Origin of the sequence: Candidatus Poriferisodalis sp. (assembly GCF_965208925.1) — a bacterium.
Classification (GTDB): domain Bacteria; phylum Actinomycetota; class Acidimicrobiia; order Acidimicrobiales; family Poriferisodalaceae; genus Poriferisodalis.
Genome location: NZ_OZ242364.1, coordinates 2,493,788 through 2,518,994, shown reverse-complemented (window position 1 = coordinate 2,518,994; position 25,207 = coordinate 2,493,788). Strand labels below are relative to the sequence as shown.

The 25,207-nt window shown below is 67.8% G+C and carries 23 protein-coding genes and 1 pseudogene; 18 read left to right on the top strand and 6 right to left on the bottom strand.

The window, feature by feature from the left end:
* Nucleotides 1-79: 79 nt before the first annotated feature.
* The 9 genes and pseudogenes from serB (at nucleotide 80) to ACOGI5_RS11030 (ending at nucleotide 10,464) form a co-directional block, all read left to right on the top strand.
* A complete protein-coding gene (serB, locus tag ACOGI5_RS11070; RefSeq protein ID WP_419864472.1) occupies nucleotides 80-1,315 on the top strand; it encodes a phosphoserine phosphatase SerB in 1,236 nt (411 codons plus the stop codon).
* Nucleotides 1,316-1,450: 135 nt separating this feature from the next.
* Nucleotides 1,451-1,759 (top strand): annotated as a pseudogene (locus ACOGI5_RS11065) (arsenate reductase family protein); the annotation flags it as partial.
* A 27-nt stretch (nucleotides 1,760-1,786) separates the two neighbouring features.
* A complete protein-coding gene (gene gcvT / locus ACOGI5_RS11060) occupies nucleotides 1,787-2,932 on the top strand; it encodes a glycine cleavage system aminomethyltransferase GcvT (RefSeq protein WP_419864471.1) in 1,146 nt (381 codons plus the stop codon).
* Nucleotides 2,933-2,989: 57 nt separating this feature from the next.
* Complete coding sequence (gene gcvP, locus ACOGI5_RS11055; RefSeq protein WP_419864470.1) at nucleotides 2,990-5,944, top strand: aminomethyl-transferring glycine dehydrogenase; 2,955 nt, start codon at nucleotides 2,990-2,992, stop codon at nucleotides 5,942-5,944.
* A 9-nt stretch (nucleotides 5,945-5,953) separates the two neighbouring features.
* Complete coding sequence (locus ACOGI5_RS11050) at nucleotides 5,954-6,670, top strand: hypothetical protein (RefSeq protein ID WP_419864469.1); 717 nt, start codon at nucleotides 5,954-5,956, stop codon at nucleotides 6,668-6,670.
* Nucleotides 6,671-6,694: 24 nt separating this feature from the next.
* Nucleotides 6,695-7,621, top strand: coding sequence for a nucleoside hydrolase (locus tag ACOGI5_RS11045; RefSeq protein ID WP_419864468.1), 927 nt, complete (start codon nucleotides 6,695-6,697; stop codon nucleotides 7,619-7,621).
* A 58-nt stretch (nucleotides 7,622-7,679) separates the two neighbouring features.
* A complete protein-coding gene (selD, locus tag ACOGI5_RS11040; protein WP_419864467.1) occupies nucleotides 7,680-8,816 on the top strand; it encodes a selenide, water dikinase SelD in 1,137 nt (378 codons plus the stop codon).
* 8 nt (nucleotides 8,817-8,824) lie between these two features.
* Complete coding sequence (locus ACOGI5_RS11035) at nucleotides 8,825-9,478, top strand: hypothetical protein (RefSeq protein ID WP_419864466.1); 654 nt, start codon at nucleotides 8,825-8,827, stop codon at nucleotides 9,476-9,478.
* A gap of 8 nt (nucleotides 9,479-9,486) precedes the next feature.
* Nucleotides 9,487-10,464: an isopenicillin N synthase family dioxygenase gene (locus tag ACOGI5_RS11030; protein ID WP_419864465.1), complete on the top strand. Its 978-nt coding sequence runs from the start codon at nucleotides 9,487-9,489 to the stop codon at nucleotides 10,462-10,464.
* Nucleotides 10,465-10,554: 90 nt separating this feature from the next.
* Here ACOGI5_RS11030 and ACOGI5_RS11025 read toward each other — a convergent pair whose 3' ends face one another.
* From ACOGI5_RS11025 to ACOGI5_RS11015, 3 genes are all read right to left on the bottom strand, one after another.
* Complete coding sequence (locus ACOGI5_RS11025; RefSeq protein ID WP_419864464.1) at nucleotides 10,555-12,012, bottom strand: mycothione reductase; 1,458 nt, start codon at nucleotides 12,010-12,012, stop codon at nucleotides 10,555-10,557.
* Nucleotides 12,013-12,037: 25 nt separating this feature from the next.
* Nucleotides 12,038-13,342, bottom strand: coding sequence for a serine hydrolase domain-containing protein (locus ACOGI5_RS11020; protein WP_419864463.1), 1,305 nt, complete (start codon nucleotides 13,340-13,342; stop codon nucleotides 12,038-12,040).
* Nucleotides 13,343-13,446: 104 nt separating this feature from the next.
* Nucleotides 13,447-14,088 (bottom strand): hypothetical protein, encoded by a 642-nt coding sequence (locus ACOGI5_RS11015; RefSeq protein ID WP_419864462.1) that lies wholly within the window; start codon nucleotides 14,086-14,088, stop codon nucleotides 13,447-13,449.
* Nucleotides 14,089-14,276: 188 nt separating this feature from the next.
* Between ACOGI5_RS11015 and ACOGI5_RS11010 the strand changes: the two genes are divergently transcribed.
* The 6 genes from ACOGI5_RS11010 to ACOGI5_RS10985 all read left to right on the top strand — a co-directional run bounded on the left by ACOGI5_RS11010 (nucleotide 14,277) and on the right by ACOGI5_RS10985 (nucleotide 20,208).
* Nucleotides 14,277-14,660, top strand: coding sequence for a hypothetical protein (locus tag ACOGI5_RS11010; RefSeq protein WP_419864461.1), 384 nt, complete (start codon nucleotides 14,277-14,279; stop codon nucleotides 14,658-14,660).
* A gap of 67 nt (nucleotides 14,661-14,727) precedes the next feature.
* A complete protein-coding gene (locus tag ACOGI5_RS11005) occupies nucleotides 14,728-15,426 on the top strand; it encodes a histidine phosphatase family protein (RefSeq protein ID WP_419865475.1) in 699 nt (232 codons plus the stop codon).
* Between the two features lie 103 nt (nucleotides 15,427-15,529).
* On the top strand, nucleotides 15,530-16,576 hold the full coding sequence (locus tag ACOGI5_RS11000) for a peptidase M29 (RefSeq protein WP_419864460.1): 1,047 nt from the start codon (nucleotides 15,530-15,532) through the stop codon (nucleotides 16,574-16,576).
* The gene (locus ACOGI5_RS10995; protein WP_419864459.1) at nucleotides 16,569-18,146 is read left to right on the top strand and encodes a class I adenylate-forming enzyme family protein; all 1,578 of its coding nucleotides are present in this window, start codon (nucleotides 16,569-16,571) and stop codon (nucleotides 18,144-18,146) included. Before ACOGI5_RS11000 ends, ACOGI5_RS10995 begins: the two co-directional genes overlap by 8 nt.
* Nucleotides 18,136-19,074 (top strand): NAD(P)-dependent oxidoreductase, encoded by a 939-nt coding sequence (locus tag ACOGI5_RS10990; protein ID WP_419864458.1) that lies wholly within the window; start codon nucleotides 18,136-18,138, stop codon nucleotides 19,072-19,074. Before ACOGI5_RS10995 ends, ACOGI5_RS10990 begins: the two co-directional genes overlap by 11 nt.
* Before the next feature lie 75 nt (nucleotides 19,075-19,149).
* The gene (locus tag ACOGI5_RS10985; protein ID WP_419865474.1) at nucleotides 19,150-20,208 is read left to right on the top strand and encodes a pyridoxal-phosphate-dependent aminotransferase family protein; all 1,059 of its coding nucleotides are present in this window, start codon (nucleotides 19,150-19,152) and stop codon (nucleotides 20,206-20,208) included.
* Between the two features lie 33 nt (nucleotides 20,209-20,241).
* On the opposite strand, the gene ACOGI5_RS10980 is transcribed toward ACOGI5_RS10985, so the two are convergent.
* Together ACOGI5_RS10980 and ACOGI5_RS10975 are read right to left on the bottom strand one after the other, a co-directional pair.
* Nucleotides 20,242-21,420, bottom strand: coding sequence for an aromatic ring-hydroxylating oxygenase subunit alpha (locus ACOGI5_RS10980; RefSeq protein WP_419864457.1), 1,179 nt, complete (start codon nucleotides 21,418-21,420; stop codon nucleotides 20,242-20,244).
* Nucleotides 21,421-21,494: 74 nt separating this feature from the next.
* Complete coding sequence (locus tag ACOGI5_RS10975; RefSeq protein WP_419864456.1) at nucleotides 21,495-22,382, bottom strand: enoyl-CoA hydratase/isomerase family protein; 888 nt, start codon at nucleotides 22,380-22,382, stop codon at nucleotides 21,495-21,497.
* A 91-nt stretch (nucleotides 22,383-22,473) separates the two neighbouring features.
* Here ACOGI5_RS10975 and ACOGI5_RS10970 point away from each other — a divergent pair, with 91 nt between their 5' ends.
* The 3 genes from ACOGI5_RS10970 to msrB all read left to right on the top strand — a co-directional run bounded on the left by ACOGI5_RS10970 (nucleotide 22,474) and on the right by msrB (nucleotide 24,441).
* Nucleotides 22,474-22,863: a hypothetical protein gene (locus ACOGI5_RS10970; protein WP_419864455.1), complete on the top strand. Its 390-nt coding sequence runs from the start codon at nucleotides 22,474-22,476 to the stop codon at nucleotides 22,861-22,863.
* Between the two features lie 10 nt (nucleotides 22,864-22,873).
* The gene (locus tag ACOGI5_RS10965) at nucleotides 22,874-23,944 is read left to right on the top strand and encodes an LLM class flavin-dependent oxidoreductase (RefSeq protein ID WP_419864454.1); all 1,071 of its coding nucleotides are present in this window, start codon (nucleotides 22,874-22,876) and stop codon (nucleotides 23,942-23,944) included.
* Between the two features lie 65 nt (nucleotides 23,945-24,009).
* Nucleotides 24,010-24,441 (top strand): peptide-methionine (R)-S-oxide reductase MsrB, encoded by a 432-nt coding sequence (gene msrB / locus ACOGI5_RS10960; RefSeq protein WP_419864453.1) that lies wholly within the window; start codon nucleotides 24,010-24,012, stop codon nucleotides 24,439-24,441.
* A gap of 27 nt (nucleotides 24,442-24,468) precedes the next feature.
* On the opposite strand, the gene ACOGI5_RS10955 is transcribed toward msrB, so the two are convergent.
* Nucleotides 24,469-25,077 carry a MerR family transcriptional regulator gene (locus ACOGI5_RS10955; RefSeq protein WP_419864452.1) on the bottom strand — a complete coding sequence of 203 codons (609 nt, stop codon included), beginning with the start codon at nucleotides 25,075-25,077 and terminating at the stop codon, nucleotides 24,469-24,471.
* Nucleotides 25,078-25,207 lie beyond the last annotated feature (130 nt).

The following is a 25,207-nucleotide window of genomic DNA, read 5'->3' as shown; positions in this document are numbered from 1 at the left end:
GTCCATGTTCTGCATTCATGACGGGCATTCATGGCACGATCTTGGCCCGATTCGAGGGCGAAGTAGCCTGCGCAAACCAATGAACCCGGATGACCAGGCAGCGCCGAGGGACACGATCCTCATCCGGGTGACCGGCCCCGACGGCCCGGGCATCACCACCGACCTGCTCAGCCTGCTTTCGAATGCGGGCGCTGACGTACAAGACATGGAGCAGGTCGTCGTCCGCCGCCAGCTCACCCTCGGGCTCGCGATCACGGTGCCTGCAGGCCGAGACCTGGTCAAAGAAGTGCTGCTGTTCGGCTACGAGCGGGGCTTGGAGATGAACTTCGAGGTCGTCGACGCCACGCCGACCCGGCACGCGGAGCGCCTCGTGGTCACTGCCCTCGCTCCCGAGCTCAAGCCGGCGGACCTGTCCGTCGTGACCGGCGCCATCGCCACCAGCGGCGGGAACATCGATCGCATTCACCGACTCTCACGCTTCCCGGTCTGGAGCTACGAGTTCCTGGTCGAGGGCGCGCAGGGCGACAAGCTCCGTACCGATCTGATCGAGGTGGCCGCCGATCGGCGCATCGACATTGCCGTCCAGCCACACGGTCTGTCACGGCGCTCGACCCGCATGATCGTGATGGACGTCGACTCCACGCTCATCCGCAACGAGGTCATCGATCTGCTGGCCGCGGAAGCAGGGCACGAGGCGCGCTCGGCCGAGCTGACCGCAGCCGCGATGGCCGGCGAGATCGATTTCGAGACGTCCCTGCGGCAACGGGTGAGACTGCTGGCCGGCCAGCCTGAGGGGATCATCGAGGCCGCGATCGTGCACATGTCGCTGACGCGCGGCGCCCGCACGTTCGCCCGCACGCTGAAACGACTGGGCTACAAGGTCGCAATCATCTCCGGCGGCTTCACGCACTTCACCGATCACCTCGCGCAGCGATTCAAGTTCGACCACGCCTACGCCAATGTGCTCGAGATCCGCGACGGCCGGCTGACCGGCGAAGTGGTCGGCGATGTGATCGACGCCGAGGCCAAGGCGCGGCTGCTGCGGCAGCTCGCGTACATCGAGGGCGTGCCGCTGGAGCAGATCGTGGCAGTGGGCGACGGCGCCAACGACCTGCCCATGCTGACCGCAGCCGGGCTCGGCATCGCCTTCAACGCCAAGCCGGTCCTGGCCGAGTCGGCCGACGCCACCGTGAACGTGCCCTACCTCGACGCGATCCTGTTCATGCTGGGCGTCACACGCGAAGAAGTCGAAGCCGCCGACGCCTCCACGACCCCGCTGAGCGCTGAGCGGCCGCTGTCGAAGCTGTTGCCCTGACGTACGTTGCCGCGACGATTGCTGCAGTGACATTCATGCCCGCATGTCCATTGTTGGGCGGCTCGCGCAGGTAACTTCGGCCTCATGGACGAGGTGACCATCTATCACAACCCGCATTGAAACTCTTCCCGGAATGCCTTGGCGGTCGCCGAGGAAGCTGGGGTCGAGGCCGACGTCGTCCTGTACATGAAGACGCCGCCCGACCGGGAGACGCTCGAGCACTTGGTGTCGATCCTCGAGGATCCCGTCGAAGACCTGGTGCGCAAGGATTCGCAGTTCAAGAAGCTGGGGCTCGACGCCGACGACTACGTCGGCAATGCCGAAGCTGTGGTGGACCTGCTGAGCCAGCGCAAGGCGCTCATGCAGCGCCCTGTCGTCGTACGCGGCAACCGGGCCATCGTCGGACGTCCGAAGGGTCGCATCGCCGAGCTGCTCGCCGACTGAGACGCACCGGTAGAAATCCCTGAATTGATGATTGACCCAGACACCGGGGGTCTTCGCACCCCGCTGTTCGACCTGCATACCGAGCTCGGCGGCCGGATGGTCAACTTCGGCGGCCACGCGCTGCCGATGCGCTACGGCGACGGCACGGTGGCCGAGCACCGCTCGACCAGGACCGCCGCCGGCCTCTTCGACGTGAGCCATATGGGCATCGTCGAACTGCACCCTGCGGACGGTGGTGAGCCCGGCGCTGCCGCGAACTGGCTGGAACAGTGCGTGCCGGGGTCGATCGTGAACCTGGCACCTGGCCGGATGCGCTACACGCTGTTCACGACCGCAGCAGGCGGGGTGCTCGACGATCTCATCGTGTCGAACCTCGGGAGCCACCTGCGCATCGTGGTCAACGCCGTGCGAACCGAGGCAGATCTGGACATGCTGCGGCGCGCCAACGGCGGCAGCGACGACGGCCTCGTGCGCATCAGGCTTCGGACGGACCTAGCGCTGCTGGCGGTGCAAGGCCCCGCTGCTGCGCAGGTCGTCGCCCGTTGGGCCCCTGCAGCCGCCGATCTGGCGTTCATGTCGACAGCCACCATGTCGATCGGCGGCGTCGAGTGCGAGGTCGCACGTTGCGGCTACACGGGCGAGGACGGCTTCGAAGTCGCTGTGCCCGCTGGACAGGCGCCGCAGATCGCAAGGCTGCTACTGAGCTCCGATGAGATCGTCCCCGCAGGTCTCGGTGCTCGCGACACGTTGCGACTCGAAGCAGGCCTTCCTCTGGTGGGCCATGAGCTCACCGAGGCGACGACGCCGGCTGAGGCCGGCCTGGGCTGGTCGATACCGAAACGCCGGCGCGCCGAGGGCGGTTTCCCCGGCGCTGCTGTCATCGTGGCCCAGCTGACCGCAGGGCCACCGCGACAGCGTGTGGGCGTCTCGGCCGATGGTCGCCGTCCGATTCGTGACGGTGCCGTGCTGGCAGATGCCGGCGGCAATCAGGTCGGCATGGTCACGAGCGGCGGGTTCGGGCCGACAGTCGATGCGCCCGTCGCCATGGCCTACGTGGGAGCCGAGCACTCGGCCGACGGCACTGAGCTGTTCGCCGAGGGCCGCAAGGGTCTCGAGCCGTGCCATGTGGCCCCGCTGCCGTTCACCGAGCACCGCTACTGGCGGCCGACGTGACTGACGGCTGTGACCGAAGGGCGTGATCAGCAACCGTGATCAGAAGAGGCACTACCCATGAGTGAGCCCCATGTAGGTACGAGCGCAGGCGGTGAATTCGCATCGCGTCACATCGGCCTGCGACCCGACGATGTCACCGCCATGCTCAAGCGCCTCGGGTTCAGCTCGCTCGGTGACCTCGTCGACGCCGCGGTTCCTGCCGAGATCCGGATCGACGAGCCGATCGTGCTCGACGGCATCGACCGGCCGTTGACCGAGACCGAAGCCACCGCAGCGATGCGCTGGCTGGCGAACGCCAACACACCGGTGCACTCGCTGATCGGGCTGGGCTACTACGGCACGCTCACCCCGGCGGTCATCCGGCGCAGCGTGCTCGAGAATCCGTCGTGGTACACCGCGTACACCCCCTACCAGCCCGAGATCTCCCAGGGACGGCTGGAAGCGCTGCTCAACTACCAGACGATGGTCTGCGATCTGGTGGGCATGGAGATCGCCAACTCGTCGCTGCTGTGCGAGGGCACTGCAGCAGCCGAGGCAATGGCCATGGCGCGTCGCATCACGCGCAGCGGCCCCGACCGCTTCTTCGTCGATGCCGACTGCCATCCGCAGGTCATCGACGTCATCGCAACTCGCGCCGCCCCGCTCGGCATCGAACTGGTCATCGGCGATACCGACGCCGATCTGCAGCCGGCCGAGGTGTATGGGGCCCTGCTTGCGTACCCGGGCAGCAGCGGTGCCATCCGCAACCTTCAACCGGTGATCGAGGCGCTGCATGGCACCGGCGCGATCGCGGCAGTCACCGCCGACCTGCTGGCGTGCTGCGTCCTGCAGCCACCCGGCGAGCAGGGCGCCGACATCGTGGTCGGCAGCTCGCAGCGCTTCGGCGTGCCGTTGGGCTTCGGCGGCCCGCATGCTGCGTTTCTGGCCACCAGCGAGCAGCACCGGCGCTCGATGCCCGGACGGCTCGTGGGCGTCTCGGTCGACGCCGCGGGCAGACCCGCCTATCGGCTGGCGCTGCAGACCCGTGAGCAGCACATACGGCGGGAGAGGGCCACCAGCAATATCTGCACCGCACAGGTGCTGCTCGCGGTCATGGCGTCGATGTATGCGGTCTGGCACGGCCCCGAGGGCTTGGCCGAGATCGCCGGGCGGGTACAGCGCCTGACCGCAGCGCTTGCCGCCGGTCTGCGGTCCATCGGGTCAGATGGCATGCCGCGCGGCGCCTTGGGTGGTACCTCAGGCGGACTCTCGGTGCGCAACGACACCTTCTTCGACACGCTGACGGTGGAGGTTCCCGGCGCCGCCGACGCGGTGGTGGATGCCGCACGCACGGCGGGCTTCAACCTGCGTCGCGTCGATGCCGACACGGTGAGCGTCTCGCTGGACGAGACCTGCGACGAGGCAACGGTGGCGCACCTCCTCGACGCGTTCGGCGCACTGCCCGACGGCAGGACGCTCGATGTCAGCACCGTGGCCGAGTTGGCCGCCTCGGCGCCGTCGGGAATCGCCGGCGAACTGGCGCGCACCAGCGAGTACCTCACCCATCCCACCTTCCACTCCTACCGCTCCGAGACCGAGATGATGCGCTACCTGCGCCGTCTTGCCTCGGCCGATGTGGCCCTGGACCGGTCGATGATCCCACTCGGCAGCTGCACCATGAAGCTCAACGCCGCTGCGGAGATGACGCCGGTCACCTGGCCCCAGTTCGCCGACGTCCATCCCTTCGCGCCGCCCGACCAGTGGGAGGGCTACCGCCAGATCATCGCCGACCTCGAGCGATGGCTGGCAGAGGTCACCGGCTACGACGCCGTGTCGCTGCAGCCCAACGCCGGCTCCCAGGGCGAGCTGGCCGGGCTGCTCGCCATCCGCGGCTACCACGACGACCGCGGCGACGCACACCGCACGGTATGCCTCATCCCCTCATCCGCGCACGGCACGAACGCAGCGTCGGCGGTGATGGCCGGCATGCGGGTGGTGGTGGTGGGCTGCACCGACGACGGCGATGTCGATCTCGACGACCTCGACGCCAAGATCGCCGAGCACGGCGATCAGCTCGCCGCGTTCATGGCCACCTACCCCTCCACGCACGGCGTCTATGAGGACGGCATCCGGCAGGTCTGCCTGAAGGTGCACGAGGCGGGCGGGCAGGTGTACGTGGACGGCGCCAACCTCAACGCCCTCGTCGGGCTCGCCGCACCGGGCACCTTCGGCGCCGATGTCAGCCACCTCAACCTGCACAAGACGTTCTGCATCCCCCATGGCGGGGGCGGGCCGGGCATCGGGCCGGTGGCCTGCCGGCTGCACCTGGCCAAGTACCTGCCCAACCACCCGCTGGTGCCCACTGCCGGCCCCGACACCGGTCCGGGAGCCATCTCGTCGGCACCCTGGGGCTCTGCGGGCATCCTGCCGATCCCGTGGATGTACATCGCGATGATGGGTGTCGAGGGGCTCACGCAGGCCACCCAGACGGCAATCCTGTCGGCCAACTACCTGGCCTCCCGGCTCGGCGAGCACTTCCCGATCCTGTACCAGGGGCGCTACGGCCTCGTCGCGCACGAGTGCATCGTGGACCTGCGGCCGTTCTCGGACTGGGCCAGCGTGGACGACGTGGCCAAGCGGCTCATCGACTTCGGTTTCCACGCCCCGACCATGTCGTTCCCGGTCGCCGGGACCCTGATGATCGAGCCGACCGAGAGCGAGTCGCTCGCGGAGATCGACCGGTTCTGCGATGCGATGGCAACGATCCGATACGAGATCGACAAGATCGCCTCGGGCGAGTGGCCGGCCGACGACAATCCCCTCGTCAACGCACCGCACACCGCGGTGGATGTGCTCACCGGCGAGTGGGATCACCCGTACTCGCGCACCGAGGCCGCCTACCCGGCCGGCACTGATGTGGCGACGCTGGTCGCGGACAAGTACTGGCCGCCGGTGAGCCGCATCGACGGTGCCTACGGGGACCGCAATCTCATGTGCGCCTGTCCCGACCCCCGCGCCTTCGAAACCTCCTAGCGTTCGAGCATGGCGCGAGTCGATCCTTCCGTGCTGGAGATGCCGGCCGACGCTGCGGCCGGCACGATGCCGTACTTCTCCCATGTCGACACTTGGCTGCGCGCCGAGATCGACGGGCTGAGCGACGAACAGCTCGACCTCGACGACCAGTCCCCTGATCGGGAACTGATGTGGTGGTCGATCCGCCGGCAGATCAGCCACATCGCCTGGGTGTCGCTGATCTTCTCGAAGCGTCGCTGCGGGTCCCTGCTGTGGCCCGACGGCAACATCCCCGAGCCGATCGTGTGGTCCGAGCATCACCAGGGGCGCAACAACAAGCACGGGCTGCGTCTCGACCCCAAGCTGTTCTGGGACGTGCCGGACCTGCTCGACAAGCTGGATCTCGGACTGAGCTGGATGCGTTACGTGGTGGCGTCTCACCCGATCGAGACATTCCGCGAGATGGTCGAGTCACGCCACAGCACGCACTTCTGGGACGACGCCATCACCGTGCTGCCCAGGGGTGCATGGCACGACCCCGATGACGAGCGCATGATCGTCAACACGCTCGAGTGCGCCGTCTGGATGCTGTTCTACGAGATGGCCTCGCACATCCGATCCATCCAGCGCATCAAGGAGATCCAGGGGCTGCTGCCGACCGTCGAGCTGACACGCTTCGGCTACCTGCGCCTCCCCCACTACTGGGGTGAGACGGACGCGCCGGCACCCAGCATCACCAAGCTCTAGTCCTGATCTGCACATGCTGTAGTCATGGCGAAGCCGAAGATCATTCTCGACTGCGACCCAGGTCACGACGATGCAGTGGCGATCCTGCTGGCAGCCCGCCAGTGCGAGATGCTGGCCATCACGACGGTGTCAGGGAACGCCCCGCTCGAGATGACCACGGCGAACGCCTTGATCATGTGCCAGCTCGCCGGGCTTGACATTCCGGTGCACGCCGGCGCGGACCGGCCGCTGCTGGTGCCCGCGGCCCACGCCTCGCGTGCCCATGGGGCAACCGGGCTCGACGGACCGCCGCGACCCGGCGTGCACCTGGAGGCAACAAGCAACGATGCCGTCGGCGCCATCATCGAGACAGCGCGAGCCCACGACGACGTGTGGCTCGTGCCGGTCGGGCCGCTCACCAACATCGCGCTGGCCATTCGCCAAGCGCCAGACATCGTCGATCGAGTGGCGGGCATCTCGCTCATGGGCGGCGCAGTCGGTCCAGGCAATGTCACGCCGACGGCCGAGTTCAACATCTGGGCAGATCCCCATGCCGCCCAGATGGTGTTTGCCGCCGGGGTGCCGCTGGTGCGCATGGCCGGGCTCAACCTCACCCACCAGCTGTGCGTCGGTCCGAACGAGACCGCCTCTTTGCGGGCGCAGGGCGGCATGGTGCCCGAGTTCGTAGCGGCCCTCTTCGACTTCTACCTCGCCGGCTACCGCGAGCGCGCCGGGCTCGAGGCCGCGCCTATGCACGACCCGTGTGCGGTGCTCGCCGTGACCCACCCCGAGCTGCTCACCTTCGGCGCTCGACATGTCGATGTGGAAACGAACGGCCAACTCACGCGAGGGATGACGGTGGCCGACGAGCGGCCCGGCGCCGAGGCCACGCCGAACTGTGAGGTCGCCTACAGCATCGATGCCGCCGCCGCGCTCGAGCTCATCGTCGACGCCGTCAGCAGTTACGACTGAGACTGCTGGCCCCGACGCTGGCGGCCAACCGAGCCGTCACGTCGGTACCGTTGCCGCTGTGCCGACCCACAGCGCTGAGACGAGTTCAGCGAACAGCCCGGCGTTCAGGCTGAGCCAGTACAGCCACGGTGCGGGCTGAGCGTGCAAGCTCGGGCCATCCGAGCTGGCGCAGGTCCTGCGCCATCTGACCCCCCCGTCGCATCCGGATCTGCTGGTCGGCACCGACACCAGCGACGACGCCGCTGTGTGGCGGCTCGATGGCGGCGCGCTGCTGGTGACATCGACGGACTTCTTTGCGCCCATCGTGGACGATGCCCGCACGTGGGGACGCATTGCGGCAACCAACGCCGCCAGCGACATCTACGCGATGGGCGCCAGCCCGCTGTTCGCCCTCAACGTGGCGGCGTGGCCCCGCGACGTGCTGCCCTTGGACCTGCTGGGCGAGGTGCTCGCCGGCGGCGCGGACGCGGCCAGTGACGGGGGCTGGGTGGTCGCCGGCGGTCACACGATCGACGGGCCCGAGCCCCTCTACGGCATGTCGGTCACTGGCACCTGCCGGCCGGCCAGCGACGGCACCGGGCTGCTCACCAATGCCGGCGGTCAGCGAGGACAGGCACTCGTGCTTACCAAGCCGCTGGGCACCGGCCTGCTCGCAACGGCACTGAAACGCTCCGAGCCCGAGGCAGTCGCCCAGGGCGGCGCGCTGGCGGGCACCTACGAGGCCGGCGTGGCCGAGATGTGCAGGCTCAACAACACGGCTGCCGCTGTGGCCATCAAGGCCGGAGCAACGGCAGCCACCGATGTCACCGGCTTCGGACTGCTGGGCCACCTGGCAGAGCTGGCCGCGGCCAGCGAAGTGAGTGCCGTAGTGGATGCCACCGCGGTGCCGACGCTGCCCGATGTCACCCGGCTCGCGACCGGCGGCCATGTGCCCGGCGGCACCGGGCGCAACCTCGACCATCTTGCCGAGCGCCTCGACGGCGGCGACGAGCTGACCCGCACCGTGCTCGCAGATCCGCAGACCTCGGGGGGCCTGCTGTTCAGCTGCGATCCCGGACGCGCCGAAGGCGCCGTGCGCGAGCTGCGAGACAGCGGTCACGGCGCTGCGGTGATCGGCGAGTTGGTCGCCGGCAGCAGCGGCACGATCACAATTGCGGGTGCCATCACCGCAGACTCCGCCTCCGACGCGGGCTGAGGTTCACCGTGGTCGCTTCGGAGGGGACGACCAAAGACCCTGCAGGGGCGCCGGCCGCTGCAGCACCGCCCGCGTCGGCTGCAGGCACGTCACGAAGGGGCGTTTTTCCCGGCTCGTTCAACCCGCCTACCATCGCTCATCTCGCCATCAGCGAAGCCGTACTGGTGCAGCGCCGCCTCGATGTGCTCGTGTGGTCGGTGAGCCGGGTGGCGCTCGCCAAAGAAGACGTGCAGCGCCCGCGCCTGGCCGACCGGATCGCCGTTCTGGAGGACGTTGCCGACAAACTCGACTGGCTCAAGATCAGCGTCACCGATGCGCAGCTGCTGTCGGAGATCGCCGCGGGATTCGACGTCATCGTCATGGGCGCCGACAAGTGGCAACAGATCCACGACCCGGTTTTCTATGGCAACGACCCAGCACGCCGGGACGCCTCCATTGCAGCGCTGCCGACGGTCGCCATCGCGGCCCGCCCGCCGCACGACTGCCCCGTCGAACTGGTCCTGCAGCTGCCGGACTGGATCGGCACCGTGTCGAGCACCCAGGCCCGTACCACCGACCCCGCGCTGATGGCGCCCGAGGCAGCCCGCTTCGACAAAGAAACCGGCGCCTGGACCGACCCGGCCCGCTACGAGGCCTGGCTGAGGGGCGAACAAGGAGACTGAGGCGCCCAATGGACGAGATTCTTGATGTTGACCTGCTGGCCTTCGAGCAGGGTTCGGCGGTGCAGCGCAGGGCCGTCACCGATGGTGTCATGGCCAGCCTGCGGACCGGTTTCGTGTACACCGCGCACGATCTCCCGGGCGGGCTGCTTGACGACGCCTACGACGTGCTGGGCAGGTTCTTCGCACTCGAGCCCGACGCCAAGAGGCAGTACGTCGACGCGGAATCCTTCGGCGCCCGCGGCTACACGGGCCGCCTGACCGAGACCGCCGCGATCTCCGACCTGCCCGACTGGAAGGAGATGTTCAACTGGAGCGACCAGCCCCCGGCTGGCCATCCGCTCACGACCAGGTACGGCCGGTGGTACCGACCATCGATCTTCCCCGACGCTGACATCGCCGATGCCGGCGACATCCTCACCGAGTTCCACCGGCGGCTCGTCGAGCTGCAGCGGCGCTTTCTGCGGGTGATCGCGGAGGGCATCGGTGCCCACGAGACCTACTTCGACCGGATGACCACCTACGGCACGCACCTGTCCCGGGCCATTCACTACCCGCCAATGTCGCACGCCCCCGGCGGCGGCAGCGAGGGCCACATCTGGGCGGACGAGCATGCCGACATCAACCTCATCACTGCCCTGCCCCGGGCGACCGACCGTGGGCTGCAAGTCCGCATCAATGGCGAGTGGGTGGATGCGGCGCCGCCGCACGACCACGTCATCGTCAACTCGGGGATCATGCTGGAGCACGTCACCAATGGCCTGATCGGCGCCGGCTGGCATCGCGTCAAGGCCGATCCAGACCAGCACACCAGCCGGCTCAGCGTGGTCCAGTTCTGTCACCCCCGCCCGTCCACCATCCTCACGCCAGCGCCGCCGACGGTCACACCAGCGCGGCCGTGCCGTTACGAGGCGGTCTCGGCCGAGGACCGGCTCGAAGAGGTGATCTGGGAGATCAACCTGATCCCCGACGCCCGCCGCATCGACTAGCCGGTACCGAGCCCGCTAGAGCTCGAGCAGGGCGTTCTCGATGACCCCCCGAATGGGCACGCGCGAGACGCAAAGACGGCCTGAGTCCTGCTAGAGCTCTAGCAGGGCGTTCTCGATGACCTCGGTGAGGGCGGGGTGAATGTAGAACTGCTCGTGGGCCATCTGATCGACGGTCTGGCCGAACGCCATGCCCTGGATCAGCTGCTGGATCAGGGTGGAGGCCTGCGGACCGATGATGTGGGCGCCGAGCAGCTCGCGGGTCTGCGCGTGAGCGATCAGCTTGGCGAAGCTGGCGGTGTCCTCCATCGCCCAGCCGTAGGCGGTATGGCCGAACGGCTTGTTCGCCACCGAGATCGGCAGACCTGCTGCGCGGGCATCGCGCTCGGTGAGACCCACTGACGCGACCTGCGGGTGCGAGAACACCGCATGGGGCACCAGCCGCTCGTCCACGCTGCACATCGGCCCGTCCGCGTGGCCCTCGGCCACCAGCAGGTTGTGCCTCAGCGCTTTTGCCTGCGCGTTCGCCAGGTGCTTGAGCTGGATCTCACTGGACAGGTCGCCGAAGGCCCACACGCCCGGCGCTGAGGTGCGAAAGAACTCGTCAGTCAGCACGCGGCCGTCTTGGTCCTCCACGCCTCCGAGGTCGAGCGCGAGCTGGTCGCCATTGGGCACCCGCCCGGTGGCCACAAGCAGCACATCGGCGTCGACTGACTCGGCGCGGCCGTCACGGCTGAATTCGACGGTGTAGGTGTTGCCGCTGGCACTGGGTGAGCCGTCGGCGGCAAACGTGAAGTCTCCGCGCACTGAGCTGCCGGTCGCGGCGCCGCCGCGCACTGAGGTCACCGTCGCGCCGAGTCTCAAGTCGAAGTGGCGCTGCGCCGCGGCAGTGAATGCCACCGAGACATCGTCGTCCTCGGCGCGCAGCAGGCGCTCCCCCCGGTTGACGACAGTGACTTCGGTACCCAGAGCCGAGAACACGTATCCCAGTTCGCATGCGATGTAGCCCCCGCCGAGCACGATCATCGACGCCGGCAGGGCATCGAGTCGCATCACCGTGTCGGACGTGTGGTACGGCACGGTTCCGAGGCCCCGATAGGGCGGGACGAAGGGCCGGGCACCGGCACCGAGCACGATGTGACGGCCCGAGACTGACTCGGTGGTCCCGTCGTGCATGCGCACAGCCAGACGCCGGTCGCTGACAAATCGCGCATCGCCCTCGAACACAGTGACGTTGGGACACTCGTCGCCGATTCGGTAGCCGCGACCGCCGCCGGCAATCGGATCGATCCGCCCGAACACGCGGTTCCGGATGGCGGGCCAGTCGGCGCTGTCAAAGCTGGCGGCAATGCCGTAGCCGGCCGCCGTTGCGATCGTGTCGGCCACGTCGGCCGCGTACACGAACATCTTGGACGGAATGCACCCCACGTTCAGGCAGGTGCCGCCGAAGACGCCCCGTTCGACGATTGCGATCGACCAGTCGTCGAACTCGGGGCCGGGAATGGAATTGGCCGAGCCGGTGCCGACGATGACCAGGTCGAAATCTGCCATGTGCGCAGTCAATCAGCGCCCCGCATCACACGAGTGCTTGGTACACGAGGGCCTTCAGCTCAGGCCGGATCGGGTGGACGCTGGAGGGCAGCAGCTGCGTCAGGAAGACGAGGGTGATGTCCTCGACCGGATCCACCCAGAAGGCCGTCGACGCGGCCCCTCCCCAGGCGAACTCTCCCTTGCTGGAGACGACCTTCGCCTTCGCAGGATCGAGCACCACCGAGAAACCGAGGCCGAAACCCACGCCGTCGAATGCCGCCTCGGAGAACAGGGCCCGACCGCACTCGGTGAGGTCGGTCCCGCCCGGCAGGTGATTGCTGGCCATGAATTCGAGGGTGCGCCGGCCGATGACGCGGGCACCGTCCAGCTCGCCGCCGTTACGCAGCATCTGCGTGAAGCGGTGGTAGTCGCCCATGGTCGACACCAGGCCGCCGCCGCCGGAGAGGATCTTGGGCGGTCCCAGATAGGCCGACGTGCGCGGGTCGTCCATCAGCGTCCGTTGCAGGCCCGGATCGTCGGGCCGGTATGCCGGCACTGTCGGCCCCGTGTTGCCCGCGGCCTCGCGTGCCGCCAACGTTGCCGTCGTGTAGTTGGCTGCGAATCGCTCGACATCGGCAGCAGGAACCTCGAAGCCGGTGTCGACCATGCCGAGCGGCCCGGTCACGTGCTCGACGAGGTACTCGTCGAGCGACTGGCCCGAGACGAGCTCGACGACACGACCCAGCACGTCGGTGGAGTAGCTGTAGTTCCATTCGGTGCCCGGATCGAACAGCAACGGGAGCGATGCGAGGGCTTCGCAGGTCTCTTCCAGGTTGCCCGGAGCACCCCAGTTGAAGCCGTTGGCCCGGTACAGCGCGTCGACTTCGTTGGCAAAGTGGAAGTCGTAGGTGAGGCCGGAGGTGTGGGTCAGCAGGCTGTGCACGGTCACTTCGCTCGCCGGTTCTCGTGTCTGGTACTGCATCACATTGCCGCCGGCGAAGACGCGTGCATTGGCGAATTCCGGTATCCAGCGCGAGACCGGGTCCTTTAGCTGGAAGCAGCCCTGCTCGTAGAGCTGCATCGCAGCAATCGACACGATGGGCTTGGTCATCGAGTAGATCCGGTAGATCGTGTCGGAGGTGACCGGCAGCGACCGCTCGCAATCCCGTTCGCCGTAGCGATGGGTGTAGGCGATCTGGCCGCCACGCGTCAGCAGCACTGACACGCCCGGCAGGCGCCCGTCGTCGACATAGCGATCCAGATGGGCGGCGATGCGCTCCAGGCGGCCGGCGTCGAAGCCCACATCTGCCGGATCGACGGTCGGTTCGATATCGGGCGTGCTCGATGCCATCACTGCCTCTGCCTTGTCTGCCTGCGGCGCTGACGTCCTATGTCACGCGTCCTCGGGCCGCAGGCTACGGCGCTGGCGTCGGCCGACGGCCCTGTCAGTGGCTCTCAATGGCTCTCGGGCAGGTTCAGGACGCAGCAGCTGACGGTGGCCGCGGCCGGGAGCTGCTCAGTGGCCGCGAGGCCGCGCTCGACGACCGCCTCGGCCAAGTCGGGGTCAGACCAGCTGGAGACGATCTGGAAGCCCCGCTCCTCGTAGACCTCGACGGGTTGGCCGCCCATGAAACCCATCACCGGCCGCAACGACGGCGACGCCTTGGCCACGACGGCCGCCGCGCCAGTGGAGGCCGCCCACTCCAACAGGTGATCGAGCAGCCCGGCCCCGATGCCCCGACCGAAGTAGCTGCTGTCGCGGTCGTCGGTGTCGTCGAGCTGGCCGACGTGATAGCAGAAGACGCTGATCGTGCTGGGGGGAAGAGTCGGTGCATGGCCGTCGAAGTCCATCCAGTACAGCGGGTCCCAAATGCTGTCGGGACTTCGCTGTCCCCTGATGTATCGCCGGAACTGCAGTTGCCCGACGTGGCGGTCTCCGTCGAACGCCAGGATCGCAGCAGAGCCAAGGCTGGCGATCCGCGCTTCCAGCTCGTCGGGTCCGCCCATGCAGCCCACAGGCACCGAGCCGACATCGGAGGCCGACATTGCTCGGTAAGTGATGTGCTGCGTGGCCGATATTCCCGTGCCGCTTGTCATCAGGCCGCAGGCTACACCGCTAGAGACAGCTTCCTAAACTACACAATAACTATGGAAATAGATTGAAAATAAAGCTCTTGACAGCAGCCAAGCAACGGCAACTAGAGTGCCGCAGACCTGTCGGACGCTCGGCCATGCGACCGGGGCTTCCGGCATCAAGCAATGCAGCGAGAGGTGAGACGCCTGTGATGACCACACATGAGTTCTGTTTGTTTGTCGACGGCGCCGACTTAACCGCTGCAGCAACGGTTGAGCGACTCGAATGCGCCGGCTACTCCCACCCGGCTGCTGCGGCCCACGACGGCGTCCAGGCACTCGTGTTCTCGCATCGAGCGGAGCGTCTCGTCGACGCGGTGACCGCTGTCGTGACAGCAGCCGAGGACATTCCCGGGCTCTGCATTGCCAGGGAGGCGAAGAGTGGCGCTGTACCGGTATTCGACGCGGCTTCGCTGGAGCTTGCGACGACCTGCGTGGTCACCACACCGACCGATCCCGTCGGCGCCGCACCCGGGCGGACACGCCGCCGATCAATCCTCCCGCGACATGCCGACAGCCTGAACTCTGTGAGCTGACGCAGGGCGAGCCAGCAGAGTCTGCCCGTCGGCACGGGACGCGCGCTCGTAGAGTTCTGCGGTGTGGATGTCCGCGGCAGGCGACATGGCTGAGCACGAGCTGCTCTCGCGCCTGCTCATTGTCCGCCATGGCGAGTCGGTGGCCATGGCCGAGGGCATCGTCGGCGGGCCCAACGGATGCCGGGGGCTCACTGAGCGGGGCCGGGCACAGGCCAGCGCTCTGCGGGACCGGTTTGCCGCGGGCCGGGAGCCTGCCGTGGACGTCGTGTACACCTCCCCGCTGCCGAGAGCACGCGAGACCACAGAGATCGTCCTGCCGGCGCTGGGGAACGGATCGGGGTGCGGCGAGCTCGAAGTGCTTACGCACGCCGAGCTCGAGGAGATGCGCCTCGGACCTGCCGACGGCATGACGTGGGAGGCCGCACGCGAGCGCTTCGGATTCATCCAGCCGATGGACCAGCCGTATGCGCCCGTTGTGGAGGGCGGCGAGAGCCGGGCGGGCTTCCGCCACCGCGTCGCGCAAGCTCTGAACGACATCGCCGCGGCGCACCCGGGAGACACCGTGTTCGTGGGATGCCACGGCGGCATCGCTTCCGCCGCGATGGCCATGGCATTCGGCATCCCGCCCAGCCATCGCGGCGTCGGCGTCGTGACGGCGGTGACGTCCATCACGGAGCTGGAATTGCTTGCATTCGAAGGCAGACGCCTGTGGCAGGTCCGCCGATTCAACGACGCTGCGCATCTCGCTGCCGTCGAAGCAGCCTGAGGGGTTTCTCGCCGAACAGCAGCAACTACAGCGCCTCCGAGGCTCTAGCTTGGCCTTGGCTGTGTTGTCGGACGCAGGCTCATGACGTCTCCGGGAGGACCAGATGCTGGTTGAGCGAATCGAGGCCAAGTGGATCGACACGTTCTCGTCGGTTTTCGAGCTGTGCGGAGTCGAGGAATCCCAGACCGCCGCCATCCTCTCGGAGAGTCAGAGCCGGGCGGTCAACGTGAACCTGGCAGAGCTGGCGCTGGATCGCCTGGGCACACCGCCGATCCATGTCGTCGTGCCCACGCCGCGCCAGTCCGCACCTGTGCCGGTGCGCTCCACCGGCGCGTCCGATGCGATCGCCGGCTCGCCGGCAGTGATGGCAGCGCTGAGCGCGGTGGACTTCGTCGTCGACTGCACCGTGGAGGGCCTGCTGCACGCGCCCGAGCTCCCGTCGATTCTGAGCGAGGGCACGCGGATTCTCATGGTCTCCAATGAGCATCCCGAGGCCCTGGAGCGGCTGCGTCCCCAGCCCGACCTAGAGCCGAAGGTCAAGGTCGGCATCAAGAAGCTGATCGGGGCATCGGAGATGAAGGTCACCTCGGCGGCCGGCACCGATCTCACCGTCGACGTCAGCGGGGCGCCGTGCGGGGGCGGCTGGGGCTACACGTCACGACCGGGGACGATCAGTCACTGGCCCGGCGGGCTGTGCCTCGCATTTCCCAAGGCCGGGACGGTCAACGGCACCATCGTGATGGACCGCGGCGACATGAACCTCACGTTCAAGCGATACATCGAGTCGCCGGTCACGTTGCACATCGACGACGACTACGTAGTCAACGTGGAGGGCGCCGGCACCGACGCTGCGCTGTTCCGCAGCTACACCGATGCCTGGGGCGACCGCGAGGCGTACGCCACCAGCCACGTGGGATGGGGCATGAATCCCGGCGCTCGCTGGGACACCATGTCGATGTACGACCGCAGCCAGACCAACGGCACCGAGCAGCGGGCCTTCGCAGGGAACTTCCTGTACTCCACCGGAGCCAACGAGCACGCCGGCCGGCACACGCTGGGCCACTTCGACCTGCCGATGCGCAATCACAGCGTGCTCCTCGACGGCGAGGCGGTTGTGATCGACGGTCAGCTGCAAGGCGAACTTGCCTGAGTCGGGCTACGGCCGGCCCCTCGCGGCCGGCGCCGATCTTGCGGCGCGTGTCGAGCGCTGGGCCAACCATCGCCCGGAAGCCGTTGCGGTGTCGTTCGAAGAAGCCGAGCACAGCTACCGTTCCTTCGCCGACCAGATCGCGGCGACCACCGGCTGGCTGGCAGATGCCGGCATCGGCGAGGGCGACCGGGTGGCATGGCTCGGTCCGAACCGGCCCGCGGCGCTGCGGCTGCTCCTCGCGTGCTCGTGGCTCGGCGCCATCTACTTGCCGCTGAACTCGCGCCTGGCGCCGCCCGAACACCGCTGGATTCTCGACCACGCCATGCCGAGCCTGCTGGCGACCGATGCAGCGTTCGCCAGCCATGCGGCGTCTATCGGAGCTGCGTGCGAGACCCGGGTCGTGCCGGACGAGCCCGACTGCTTCAGCGCGCCGGGCACAGCCCGGCCGCGCCGTGGCACGCCGGCTCACCCAGTGCTGCTCGCCTACACCTCGGGCACCACCGGGCATCCCAAGGGTGCGCTGCTCGATCAGGCGGCGATGTCGGCGAATGCCGTCAACTCGACTCACGCCCATGACCTCACCAGCCGGGACCGAGTGCTCACGACGATCCCGCTGTTTCACGTGGGCGGGCTCAACATCCAGACCCTCCCGGCCCTGCTGGGAGGGGCAGCCGTACGGCTGCAGCGCGCCTTCGATGCCGGAGTGTTCCTGGATGACGTCGAGACATGGCAGCCCACGTGGACGGTGCTGGTCCCGGCCGCCCTCGCCGCCGTGTCGGCCCACCCGCGATTCGCCGGGGCAGACCTCAGCTCGCTGCGCGGCATCATGACCGGCTCGTCGCCGGTGCCCGCGGCCGTCACCCAGCCGTACTTCGACCGCGGGCTGCCGGTCGGGCAGATCTACGGTTCCACCGAGACCGCCCCGATCGCGGTGCATCTGCGCTGCGACGAGGCAGCCGGCCATCCGGGTTCGTGCGGCAAGCCGTCGACCATGTGCGAGGTGCGGATCGTCGGCGACGCCGGGACAGATGCTGCCGCGGGCGAGCACGGCGAACTGTGGGTGCGCGGGCCGAGCGTGCTGCGGGAGTACTGGAACGACCCGCAGGCCACCGCCGAGGCCCTCACGGACGGCTGGTTCCACACGGGCGACATCGGGCACGCCGACGCCGACGGCTGGATCTTCATCGACGATCGGCGCACCGACTTGATCATCTCCGGAGGCGAGAATGTCTACCCCGCCGAGCTCGAGGAAGTGCTCTCCGGTACCGACCTCGTCGCAGAATCGACCGTCGTGGGTGTGCCCCACGAGCGCTGGGGGGCGGTACCCGTGATCGTGGCGGTGCGAGCTTCCTCGGACGCTGGCGCGCCCGATGCCGACGACGAGACCGCTGCCGAGCTGCTCCGGCTGTTCGACGGACGGCTGGCACGCTTCAAGCGTCCCAAGGCCGTCATCTGGCTGGACGAATTGCCGCGCACCGCCTTGGGGAAAGTGCGCAAGCACGAGGTGAAGGCGCTGCTCGCTGCACGCCGCTCGACACACGACGACGGGAGAACCCCCCATGAGCGATGACCCGACCAGCTATCAGCCCGGCGACAGCCCCACAGAGCCGGCGCAGGAGTCGGCCGACGTCGCCTTCATCGGACTCGGCGTCATGGGCTACCCGATGGCCGGTCACCTCGCTGCGTCCGGTCACCGGGTCGCTGTCTTCAACCGAACCGCCAGCGTCACGCAGCGGTGGTGTGGCGAGCATCCGGGTCGTGTCGCCACGACGCCTGCGGATGCGGCTAGCGGCGCCGAGTTCGTGTTCATGTGCGTGGGCGCCGACGACGATGTGCGAGCGGTCACCTACGGCGACGACGGGGCGTTGGGGGCTATGAGCGAGGGCGCTGTGCTGGTGGATCACACGACCGCCTCGGCCGATCTGGCACGCGAGCTGGCCGCTGCCTGCGCGAAGCGAGATGTGGGCTTTGTCGACGCGCCGGTGTCCGGCGGCGAGGCCGGAGCACAGGGCGGCGTGCTGACCGTCATGTGCGGCGGCACCGATGAGCATTTCGAGCGAGCCCGACCGGTCATGGATGCCTACGCCCGAGCCGTCACGCTCATCGGCGGAGCCGGAGCGGGACAGCTGACCAAGATGGTGAACCAGATCTGCATCGCCGGGCTGGTTCAGGCCCTGTCAGAAGGCCTCGAATTCGGCCGCCGCGCCGACCTCGACCTCGACGCCGTGCTGAACACCATCGCCCAGGGCGCCGCAGGGTCGTGGCAGATGTCCAACCGCGGCACAACGATGAAGGCCGACGAGTTCGACTTCGGCTTCGCGGTGGACTGGATGCGCAAGGATCTCGGCATCGTGCTCGCCGAGGCGCAACGCAATGGCGCTCCCCTGCCGGTCACCTCGCTCGTCGACCAGTTCTACAAGCGTGTCCAGGAGCTCGGCGGCGGCCGCTGGGACACCTCCAGCCTCATCACCCTCCTGCGCCCCCTCGAAGAGCGCTAGCGCTGAGTGCGCTCGAACGTCACCGGTGTGCGACCGGTACCGTGCGGGCCCGTGACACACAGCGACCGCATCCTGATGGGGCCGGGACCGTCCAATCCCTACCCCGAAGTCATCGAAGCCTTCACTCGGCCTGTGCTGGGTCACCTCGATCCCGAGTTCATCGCCCTGCTGGATGAGATCAATGACCGGCTGCGGACCGTGTGGCAGACGGAGAACTTGCTCACGTTTCCTGTCAGCGCCACCGGCTCGGCGGGCATGGAAGCTGCGTTCTGCAACTTCGTCGAACCCGGTGACGTTGTGGTCATCGGCGTCAACGGCGTCTTCGGCACGCGCATGTGCGACGTGGCAGCACGGTGCGGTGCCGACGTCGTGGAGGTGAACGAGGACTGGGGTCGCGCCATCGATCCCCAGCGACTGATCGACGCCCACCCGTCGCCGAAGCTGATCGCCGTCGTGCACGCGGAGACGTCCACCGGCGTGCGCAATGACATCGCACCGCTCGGCCAGGGCAAGGGGGAAGCACTGCTGCTCGTCGACTGTGTCACGTCGTTGGGGGGCATCGATGTCGACATCGACGGCTGGGGCGTCGACATCGCCTACAGCGGCACGCAGAAATGCCTCGGCGTCCCCCCAGGTCTGGCGCCGCTCACCGTCAGCGATCGGGCGCTGGAATCGCTCGTCGAGCGACCCCAGAGCTGGTACCTGGACCTGAACATGATCCGGGCGTACGTCGTCGGTGAGGGCGCCCGCGCCTATCACCACACCGCGCCGATCTCGATGCTCTACGGGCTGCATGCCGGCCTCGGCGCGGTGCTCGACGAGGGGCTCAAGAACGCCTGGGCTCGCCATCAGGCCTGCGGCGACGAACTGCACGCGCGCCTGCCGGAACTCGGCTTCGAGCTCTGGGCCCAGGAGGGCCACCGCCTGCCCGAGCTCACCACCGTCACCCTGCCGGACGGCCTTGACGATGCCTCCGGGCGCCGTGCCCTGCTGGAGCGCTACGGCATTGAGGTGGGCGGCGGGCTCGGACCTGTCGCCGGCAAGGTGTGGCGGATCGGCTGCATGGGGCACACAGCCCGGATGCGCAACGTCAGGATGCTGCTGGGAGCACTCGAAGAACTCGTGGACGGCTGAGCGCCTGGCAGCGAGATGGACCGCGACGCCCGTTCAGGGTGTCGGGTGCAGCGGCAGCAATTCCTGTCCGAGCGCGGCCCTGTACGTGTTATGGAAATGGTGCAGCGCGGGCTCGTTGCGCCCGAACACGACGTGTTCGAGTGCCCCGCTGTTGGCCGAGCGCTGCTGGCTGGCGCTCATCACGTAGTCCTCATCCCGGATGACGTTGCTGAATGCCCGCGACGCTTGGGCCAGGAAATCGAACTCGGCGTCATCGCGCGCAATGTCGGGCCGCAAGTAGAAGGAGATCTGGCTGGTGTGACGGCCGGGTTCGGTCGGATGGGGATACGCCCGCACCAGGAACAGCACCTCGCGCGACGGGATCAGCTGCACGTTCGGGAACAGCCAGTACACCGGCAAGCCGTACCGGGTGATGTCCCACTCCGAGGGCGGCCGCTCGCGAGCCTCCTCGATGACGCGGCGGCACAGGATCAACCGGTGGTGGCGCCCGAACTCGTCGTAGCACTGCACGTTGCCGTAGAAGTCATTCGACAGCGTTTCCGAGTGCAGCACGGGGAAGTGGTAGGTCTCGCCGAACGTGTCCATGGCGAGCTTCCAGTTGCAGCCGACCTCATAGGTGTCACAGCCCAGCCATTGCAGGTTGCCGAAATCCCAGCCGGCGATGTCGGCGGTGAGCTCGTCGCCCAGCAGCGCATCGGGATCGAGCGTGCCTTCGGGTTGCGGGTGCACCCACAGCAGGCCATGACGTTCCGCTGCCGGCAGCTCCACCAGTCCTAGGTCGTCACGATCGAGCTCGCCGAAGTGATCTGACTTCGGCAGACCGACCAGCGCGCCGTCGGCGTCGTAGGTCCAGTTGTGGAACGGGCAGGCAAACCGGCGCTTCCGCCCGCGCGGCTCGGTCTCGATGACCACGCCGCGGTGGCGGCAGGCATTCACGAACGCTCGGAACCGGCCGCTGGGCGACCGCACCAGCAGCATCGGCGTGCCCAGATCGTCCTGGGTCATGAACGAGCCGGGTTCGGGCAGATCGCCCGACAGCCCCACCATCTGCGGATGGGTGTCGAAGAACTCCCGCCGCTCGATCCGTGCGAGCTCGCAGTCGGTATAGGAGGATGTCGGGTTGTAGCGCACGCCGCCGGCATCGACGTTGGTGCCGGAGTCAAGCCGTGCGAGCAGCGTCTTGATGTGACTGATCTGTTCGGCGTGGTCCACGGTCGGCAGTATGCCAGCATGCGGCGCCGCGGAGCAGCCCTGTGCTTCCCGCTCTAGCTCCCAGTTTCGATTGACTACGGGCTCGCGGGCCGCTTGGGCCCAGGGTTCAGCCAGTCGTTGAACTCAGGCGGCCGCTTGGCCAAGAACGCCGAGACACCCTCAGCCGCATCGGGCAGGTGATCGGTGATGGCCGTCTTGGAGGCGATCTCGTCGAGGGATTGCTCCCAGGTCATCTCTGCGGCCAGCAGGATCGACCGCTTCAGCATGCGCATGGCCACCTGCGGGCCGTCGGCCAGTTCGGCCGCGAGCTCGGCGGCAGCAGCAGGCAGCTGTTCGTCGTCGACCACTTCGTGCACCAGTCCGAGCTCGTGTGCGGTGTCAGCGTCCACGATGCGCTTGCGCATCATGAAGTCAGTCGCCTTGGCGACACCCATGTGCTGCACCAGCAGCCACTGGCCGCCCTCGTCGGGCAGCAGGCCGAAACGAAGCGTCGCCGAACCCATGCGAGCCGATCGTGCTGCGATCCGGAAATCGCACGCGAGGGCGAAGCTGAAGCCTGTCTGGATGGCGAAGCCGTTGATGGCCGCGACCGTCAGCTTGTCCAGGCGGCGCACCGCAGTGTTCACTGCTTGCGAGATGGTCCGCAGGCTGTTGTAGGTGCCCGCGGCGTTGTGGTGACCACCGAAGATCTCGGGCATCGCCGAGGGACGCTCGACCTGGTAGCCGCCCAAGTCGTCTCCAGCCCAGAACGCACGCCCCTGCCCAGTGAACACCACGACCCGCACGGCGTCGTCCATCTGTACCTGGGTGACCAGCTCGATGAGGTCTCGCTTCATCGCGTGGTTCGAGGCGTTCATCGACTCGGGCCGGTTGAACGTCACGGTGAGCACTCCGTCGGATCCCAGTGCTTGGGAGAATCCGAAATACTCGGTGTCCAAGTAGCCCGCTTCTTCGCTTGCCATTGCTCGATACCCCCTGTGTGAGTCGATCCGCTCCGGGGCGGCTCGCATGCCGAAACTAGTGAAATCTCGACTCCTCGGTACGCTGCCCGCCGTGGCTGTCGAGACCGGCGACGCAGGCGGTGCGTCGTTCGCTCCTTTTGCTCCCTATGACGGCGTGCTCATGCTGCGACTCGACACCCAGACGCCGACCGGCGACCGCACCTACTACGTCACACCGTTCGTCACCGACGGCAACCGGATGTTCGTCTTCGACGAGCCCGGCGACCGCAGCGACGCGCTCGAAGAACTGCTCATCGGCAATCGCACGACGATCAGCTCCGCCTCCACCGGCGAGCTCAGCATCAGTGCTGTCGGGCGCTACCCGACATCGGACGAGGAGGCATGGGCGCGTGACGCGTGCTCGGCGCGCTTCTTCTACGACCAGGCCTTGCAGGATCTCGCCCAGCTCGGCGGTCTCGTCACTCTGACCCCCGAGATCTAGGGTTCCGGGCGTGCGGACAGCTATTGGATTCGGCGGGCCGGCGTCGGGAAAGCGCCGGGACTGGGATGAGCAGGTCGACTTCCTGCGGGAGGCCGACCGCTTAGGCGTGGACATCCTGTGGTCCGCCGAGGCATGGGGCATGGACGGGGTCAGCACGCTGGCCTACCTCGCTGCGGTAACGGAACGCTGCCAGCTCGGCACGGGCATCTTGCAGATCTCGGCACGGACGCCGGTGATGACTGCCATGACGGCGCTGTCGATGGCTGCAATCAGCGGCGACCGGTTCATCCTGGGTCTGGGCGTCAGCGGGCCCCAGGTGGTCGAGGGGCTCCACGGCGTGCGCTTCGCCGACCCGCTGGGACGGCTGCGCGAGACGGTGGACATCTGCCGCCAGGCTTTCGCCGGCGAGAAGATCGCCTACGAAGGCCGCCACCATGTGCTCCCGCTGCCGGACGGGCAGGGCAAGTCGCTGCGGCTGGCGCAACCGGCCAACGACTCGATCGAGATCTGGCTCGCAACGCTCGGACCCAAGTCGTTGCGCTACACGGGCGAGGCCGCCGACGGCTGGGTCGGCGTGTGCTTCGTGCCGAGCCGTCCCGAGGTCACCTGGGGCCAGGTGCTGGACGGTGCTGAGGCCGCGGGGCGCCCGCCAGGCTCGGTGGCCTGCCAGGCTGGCGGTGCCATCGAATTCGGCGACGACCTCGAGGCGCTGATCGAGCCGAGGCGGCCAGGCATCGCCTTCACGCTGGGCGCGATGGGATCGGCCACGGCCAACTTCTACAACGACGCCTACCGCCGAGCGGGCTTCGAGGAAGAATGCCGTCACGTGCAGCGCCTGTGGCTCGATGGCGACCGGGCCGCCGCAGCCGCCGCGGTCCCGGATCGGCTGATCACCGAGACCAACTTCCTGGGCAGCCACGAACAGGTCATCGCCCAGGTGCGGGCGTATCGAGACGCCGGCGTGGACGTGTTGCGCCTGCAGCCAGAGGGGCCGACCGCTGCTGACCGGCTGGACGCCCTCGCCCAGATGATCGACATCGTTCAGGCCGTGAATGCGGAGGCGTCAGACGGGGCGCCCTAGTCGCACCCTTCACCCCATCCGCAGGCGACCCAACCGCCGTCTGCTGCATCACTACCGTGGTGCCCATGACTGGGCAATCTGAGACTGCACGCACTGTCACCTTCTCCGAATCGGAGCTGCGGGAACGGCTCACGCCGATGCAGTACCACGTCACTCAAGAGGCAGGGACTGAGCGACCGTTCACGGGCGAGACCTGGGACAACCACGACAATGGTGCGTACCACTGCGTCGTGTGCGGCGCCGAGCTGTTCGACTCAGAGACGAAGTTCGAGAGCGGCTCCGGTTGGCCCAGCTTCACCAAGCCGGTCTCGGAGGACGCCGTCGACACCGAGGTCGACCGCAGCTACGGCATGATCCGCACCGAGGTGATGTGCAAGGCCTGCGGAGCTCACCTCGGTCACGTGTTCCCGGATGGTCCCCGCCCGACAGGCGACCGGTTCTGCATGAACTCGGCGTCGCTGCAGTTCACGCCCACGCCCGACGTCGACGCCGACTGAACACCGCCGACGACGTGCTTGGGGCCCTCAGCCGGTGCCGTCGCCGCCAGAGTTGCCCCCGATATCCAAGCTGAGCTGAACAGCAATCGGCTCATCGGGGAACAGCTTCACCACATCGGCATCAAGCTCACGGCGCACTCCCGCCACCGGCAGCACCGTCAGCATCGCCGCCTGACCCTGGCGCAACAGGCTGAGCACCTGATCGTCGTCGACCAGCAGCACATCGCTGCCGCTGATGACGATGTTCGCCGAGGCAACCTCGCCCCCGAGCTGGTTGCGCAGGTAGTCGAATGCGCGGGCGATCGACTTCAGGTCGATGCCCTGGTCGCGCATCGTCTTGGCGATCTTCAACTCGACCAGGTCGTTGTAGGAATAGCGACGCCGCGAGCCGCTGCCAGCGGCTTGGGCGACCGACGGCTTTACGAGCCCCTGACGGGCCCAGTGGTCGAGCTGGCGGTAGCTGATCCCGACCAGTTCCGCGGTCTGCGGGCCGAAGAACCCTTCGGCCAGCGCACCGGCCGCCTCGGGTGGTGCCGGGGAGTCGGATTCGGTGGATGGCTCGGGCAGGGGCGCCGGTGTGCGGTCGCTCCCGGAGTTGATCGCTACAGATGAAGCGGACCGCTGCTGATCGGCCATCGTTCTCGCCTCCCCGTTGTGACAGGACCTCTCAAATCACACCCCGCGAACTACCTGGCTGTGATCTGCACTCCCTCAAAGCGTACGAGCACTCTCCACCGCTGCGCAAGGGCGACGCAGCGAGAGCGTG

Excerpts from the sequence above, each read along its gene's own strand:
- serB (WP_419864472.1), top strand. The coding sequence starts at position 80 with ATGAACCCGGATGACCAGGCAGCGCCGAGGGACACGATCCTCATCCGG.
- gcvT (WP_419864471.1), top strand. The coding sequence starts at position 1,787 with ATGATTGACCCAGACACCGGGGGTCTTCGCACCCCGCTGTTCGACCTG.
- gcvP (WP_419864470.1), top strand. The coding sequence starts at position 2,990 with ATGAGTGAGCCCCATGTAGGTACGAGCGCAGGCGGTGAATTCGCATCG.
- ACOGI5_RS11050 (WP_419864469.1), top strand. The coding sequence starts at position 5,954 with ATGGCGCGAGTCGATCCTTCCGTGCTGGAGATGCCGGCCGACGCTGCG.
- ACOGI5_RS11045 (WP_419864468.1), top strand. The coding sequence starts at position 6,695 with ATGGCGAAGCCGAAGATCATTCTCGACTGCGACCCAGGTCACGACGAT.
- ACOGI5_RS11030 (WP_419864465.1), top strand. The coding sequence starts at position 9,487 with ATGGACGAGATTCTTGATGTTGACCTGCTGGCCTTCGAGCAGGGTTCG.
- ACOGI5_RS11025 (WP_419864464.1), bottom strand. The coding sequence starts at position 12,012 with ATGGCAGATTTCGACCTGGTCATCGTCGGCACCGGCTCGGCCAATTCC.
- ACOGI5_RS11020 (WP_419864463.1), bottom strand. The coding sequence starts at position 13,342 with ATGGCATCGAGCACGCCCGATATCGAACCGACCGTCGATCCGGCAGAT.
- ACOGI5_RS11015 (WP_419864462.1), bottom strand. The coding sequence starts at position 14,088 with ATGACAAGCGGCACGGGAATATCGGCCACGCAGCACATCACTTACCGA.
- ACOGI5_RS11010 (WP_419864461.1), top strand. The coding sequence starts at position 14,277 with ATGACCACACATGAGTTCTGTTTGTTTGTCGACGGCGCCGACTTAACC.
- ACOGI5_RS11005 (WP_419865475.1), top strand. The coding sequence starts at position 14,728 with ATGTCCGCGGCAGGCGACATGGCTGAGCACGAGCTGCTCTCGCGCCTG.
- ACOGI5_RS11000 (WP_419864460.1), top strand. The coding sequence starts at position 15,530 with ATGCTGGTTGAGCGAATCGAGGCCAAGTGGATCGACACGTTCTCGTCG.
- ACOGI5_RS10990 (WP_419864458.1), top strand. The coding sequence starts at position 18,136 with ATGAGCGATGACCCGACCAGCTATCAGCCCGGCGACAGCCCCACAGAG.
- ACOGI5_RS10985 (WP_419865474.1), top strand. The coding sequence starts at position 19,150 with ATGGGGCCGGGACCGTCCAATCCCTACCCCGAAGTCATCGAAGCCTTC.
- ACOGI5_RS10975 (WP_419864456.1), bottom strand. The coding sequence starts at position 22,382 with ATGGCAAGCGAAGAAGCGGGCTACTTGGACACCGAGTATTTCGGATTC.
- msrB (WP_419864453.1), top strand. The coding sequence starts at position 24,010 with ATGACTGGGCAATCTGAGACTGCACGCACTGTCACCTTCTCCGAATCG.
- ACOGI5_RS10955 (WP_419864452.1), bottom strand. The coding sequence starts at position 25,077 with ATGGCCGATCAGCAGCGGTCCGCTTCATCTGTAGCGATCAACTCCGGG.